This window comes from Rhodothermales bacterium (assembly GCA_013002345.1).
Classification (GTDB): domain Bacteria; phylum Bacteroidota; class Rhodothermia; order Rhodothermales; family JABDKH01; genus JABDKH01.
In genome coordinates, this window is sequence record JABDKH010000014.1 from 1 (window position 1) to 4,038 (window position 4,038).

The window sequence follows — 4,038 nt, forward strand, 5'->3', positions numbered from 1 at the left end:
ATCGGCTTGACTTCGCGCAGGGGCAGGTGAGTCAGAGCGCGGTACTTGGAACCATCGGCGGAGCAGTCATGTCCTTTTCTGACATGCTTGGCGACGATCGATTATTTGTAACCATATATAACACAGCCGATACGCAGAAAGATTTCATTAAACGCTTGAGCCTTGCGGTGAGCCGGGTTCAGTTGCACAAGCGGACAAATATTGGCTACGGCCTGTACAGATTCAGCGGCCGGCGATACGACCTGACGGACCCGGATGCCCCGAGCGAGTTTCCGAGTTTCTTTGAAACGATATATGGCGGGTTCGGCGCGATCAGCTATCCGTTATCCAAGTTCAGACGCGTGGAGTTCGGAACGTCTCTTAACTGGAGCCACAAGGAGGTAGCTGCCCGTGGCATTGACCGGTCGGCGCTGTTGTTATCTAACGCCATCACGCTCACCCACGACAACGCGCTATATCACTACAACGGCCCCATTGACGGCTGGAGGGCCAGCCTGTCGACCGCCTACACGACTGACATTCGCGAGTCAAACGTTAGCTACTTCACCGTAGACGGCGACCTCAGGAAGTACGTGCGATTCGGAAGATCCATCACGCTCGCGTCGCGGTTCAACGGACGATGGAATCAGGGGCGTGAGGCGAGGCTGTTCGTGCTCGGCGGGAGCTGGGATCTGCGTGGATTTCGTCTCTTTTCGGTTCGGGGACAGAAGATGTGGTTTACCTCTCATGAGCTTCGCTTTCCGATCCTGACGGCCCCATCTCTAATCACCCCGATACTTGCACCGTTCGGAATCGTCAACCTGCGCGGTGCGCTGTTCTTCGATGCTGCTCACGCCTGGAATGACGACTACGGTCTCAAACAGCGTACGATCAATGCCGGCGAGACGCTCGGAGCGACGGGACTCGGATTTCGACTTAATTTGTTCGGTGGGTTTGTACTGAGGTATGACCTCGGATGGAAGTACCGAGATGGTTTCAGGACGCGGGATGGCTTCTTCAAGCAGTTCTTCTTCGGTTGGGATTTCTAGTGATGGTCACCACCGATATTGTGCAGGGAAGGTCGCACGTCGTCAGCGTCGTCGCGATTCTCGTCTCGATTGTCGGTTGCAACACGCTGCAATTAGAACATACCGGCCGGTCCTCCGATGACGACTGGCTCACAGAGGGACGGGAATCGGAGAGGTCCCACGCTTCACCCACGACAATTGCGACACCACTTGAACTTGCCTGGGATTATGATGCTTCCGCAGCCTTCGGACCGGGCTCCCCGTTACTGAAGGGAGCCTACGTGCTGGTGGCGACAAGAAAAGGTGAGGTCCACGCCATTCAAGCCGAGAAGGGGAAGAAAGCGGGTGTAAAGGGATTTGGTGAATCGATCAACGGATCACCGGCCATTACGGGAAGCGTTCTATTTGTCCCGGTAGCCTGGGGACGAAAGACTGGTATTGTAGCGCACAGCTTGAGCACAGGCCGGAGACTGTGGAGGTACGAGTCGACACCGGTCGAGCGAGGCATTCTGGCAACGGATAACTCCATTGTATTCTCGGACGCGACGTCTACTGTCTACGCGCTATCTGCGCTGGGTGAAGTTACCTGGACCAGGAAACTGGACGATCGAGCCTCACTGAAAGGGACGCCAGTCCTTGTCGGTCGTGATATTGTGGCCGTCGCGGATGATAAAGGCATGGTATTCGGGATTGATCTGGCGTCGGGGACCATTGTCTGGAGTCAGAATCTGGACGCGCCCGTGTATGCGTCGATGTCGTCACATAGCGGCGTCTTGTATGTCCCGACGACGCGCGCCAGTCTCTACTCACTGGACGCACGCACGGGACGAATCGTCTGGAGCTATCGAGGAGCGGACAAACGGGTGAAGTTCGCGACGCCGGCGGCGTCAGAATCGGGAATAGTGTTCGGCGGCTCCGACGGCGTTCTGCAGTCCCTTTCCGTCCGCGACGGCACGGTTCAATGGACCTGGCAGGCCAGCGGTGCGATCACGGCTGCTCCCGCGATATCGGGAGAACGCGTATTCGTAGGAACGATGGCCGGAACGGCACATGGATTCGATCTTGCATCGGGCACTGAGGTATGGAGCGCGAAGGTGAAGGGTCGGATCAAGTCGGCGCCCGCCGTCGGGCCGGGTGGCGTTTACTTCCTGAGTGAGCCGCGCCACGTGTATCGATTCTCTCCGTCGCAGCTTGAGGTCGCTCGGAATGAGTAGAGTATCCGAGTACATACTGATCACTTGTATTCTTGCGCTGGCTCCGTCCGTGACGATGGGTCAGCAGGCTGCTGTGGTCCTTCAGCTCGATACAAACGTCCCCGATGCCCTCGTGTACGCAGATCAGATTCTGCTGGGGACAGCGAACGAAAGATTTTTCAGTATGGGTCTGGGCGGACATGAGATCAGACTTGTTGCAGCTGACCAATTCAGCTGGTCCATTCCACCGGTCGTAACCCGAATCCATTCCGGAACGCCGGGAGATACCATCGTGGTTCATCTCGATTTTCCTTACTACTATCGCCTCGAATCCACACCGTACGACGCCGAGGTTTCTCTTCGCGACGGGCTGGTGGTGCGAAAGCTGGGTTTCACACCGTCAACTGTCGAGAGCACGACGCCCCTCACAGGGGTTCTGGATTTCAGTCTTGCCGATTTCAAGACAGAGAGCGTTGTGCCCGGAGCAGAGTTGTGGAATCTGCATGTCATTCGACTGGAACCGCTCGAAGAGACCGGAGATGTATCCCGCTTCGCACTGAGTCCACCGCCGTCTCGCCGCCGATGGATTGACTATGCCGCCATCGGGACGGCTCTGGTCGCCGGAGGCGTGGCCGTGCACTTCAAATTCAAGGCGGATCGGCGCTACGACCGCTACGTGGAGACTGGTGACCCTGCGCTTCGTCCTGCGATCAAACGGTACGACACATACTCCGGCGTCGCCCTCGGCGTGATGCAAGCCGGTGCGGGTCTGTTTGCCGTACGTTTGATTCTCAGATAGCCGGCGCGGATCTATACTCCGCTCCCGTCGTTTCTTGGCGGACATGCGGTTTCGTGATTCCTGTCGGCAGCACCTATCCGCGCCATCGCGTCCAATTTGAACAGGCATGCTCCAGGAGAGACTAGACAGCGACCTTAAGAACTCGATGCGCAGCAAGAACGCGGCGCGTACGCGAACTTTGCGATCCATACGCGCAGCCCTTCAACAGAAGGAAATCGAAAAGCGCGGCAAAGGGGAGAAGGGCCTGACGGAGGCGGAGATTCTTGCTGTGCTTCAGAAACAGGCGAAGCAGCGCGAGGACTCGATTGAGCAGTTCGCCCAGGGGGGACGTCCGGATCTGGAGAGTAGTGAAAGAGAGGAGCTCGAGATCATCCGGGAATATCTTCCGGCTCAGGCAAGCGATGAGGAGATCCGGTCCGTAGTAGAGATGGCGATCGAAGCGGTTGGAGCCGAATCCATCGCGGACATGGGAAGGGTCATGGGAAATGCCATGGCTGCGTTGAAAGGGAAGGCTGATGGCCGGCGCATCAATCAGGTAGTCAAAGACCTGCTAAGCAAGACACATTGATCCTTCAGTGATTACGTCATTATGAATGCTCTGGATATTTTCATTCTTGTCTGTCTCGCTGCCGGTGTAGTGCATGGGTTCAGCACGGGCGTTATACGCCAGGTGAGCAGCGTTGCCAGCCTGCTATTCGGGTTCCTTATTGCGCTCCAGCTGATGCAGCCGGTGGGACGTGTCGTGACAGATCTGATGGGCGTGTCCGAGCAGTATGCTCCGGTGGTGGGGTTCATCGTCGTGTTCCTTGTGTTCCATCTTGCTGTCATACTGCTGGTCAAGTTCTTTGAGACGGTGCTGGAGGTATTGAAACTGACGACCGTCAATCGAGCGATCGGGTCGGCGGCAGGTGCATTCAAGGCCGTGCTGCTGCTCGGAATCCTGTTCATGGCCCTTGCGTACGTCAAAGTGCCGGATGCCCGCACTCAGGCGTCTTCCGTGTTGTATGGACCCATCTCGCAGGCGCTTCCAGTTACATGG

At 57.1% G+C, this 4,038-nt stretch carries 5 protein-coding genes; all 5 read left to right on the forward strand.

The window, feature by feature from the left end; all coding sequences use genetic code 11:
* Positions 1–1,028: BamA/TamA family outer membrane protein (locus tag HKN37_00725; protein ID NNE45163.1), on the forward strand; the 1,028-nt coding region annotated here is incomplete at its 5' end.
* 2 nt (positions 1,029–1,030) lie between these two features.
* The gene (locus HKN37_00730; GenBank protein ID NNE45164.1) at positions 1,031–2,221 is read left to right on the forward strand and encodes a PQQ-like beta-propeller repeat protein; all 1,191 of its coding nucleotides are present in this window, start codon (positions 1,031–1,033) and stop codon (positions 2,219–2,221) included.
* Positions 2,214–2,999: a hypothetical protein gene (locus HKN37_00735; GenBank protein NNE45165.1), complete on the forward strand. Its 786-nt coding sequence runs from the start codon at positions 2,214–2,216 to the stop codon at positions 2,997–2,999. The genes HKN37_00730 and HKN37_00735 overlap by 8 nt, the downstream gene beginning before the upstream one ends.
* Positions 3,000–3,105: 106 nt before the next feature.
* Positions 3,106–3,567, forward strand: a complete 462-nt coding sequence (locus tag HKN37_00740; protein NNE45166.1) for a GatB/YqeY domain-containing protein — start codon at positions 3,106–3,108, stop codon at positions 3,565–3,567.
* A 21-nt stretch (positions 3,568–3,588) separates the two neighbouring features.
* The coding region (locus HKN37_00745; GenBank protein NNE45167.1) for a CvpA family protein at positions 3,589–4,038 on the forward strand (450 nt) is incomplete at its 3' end.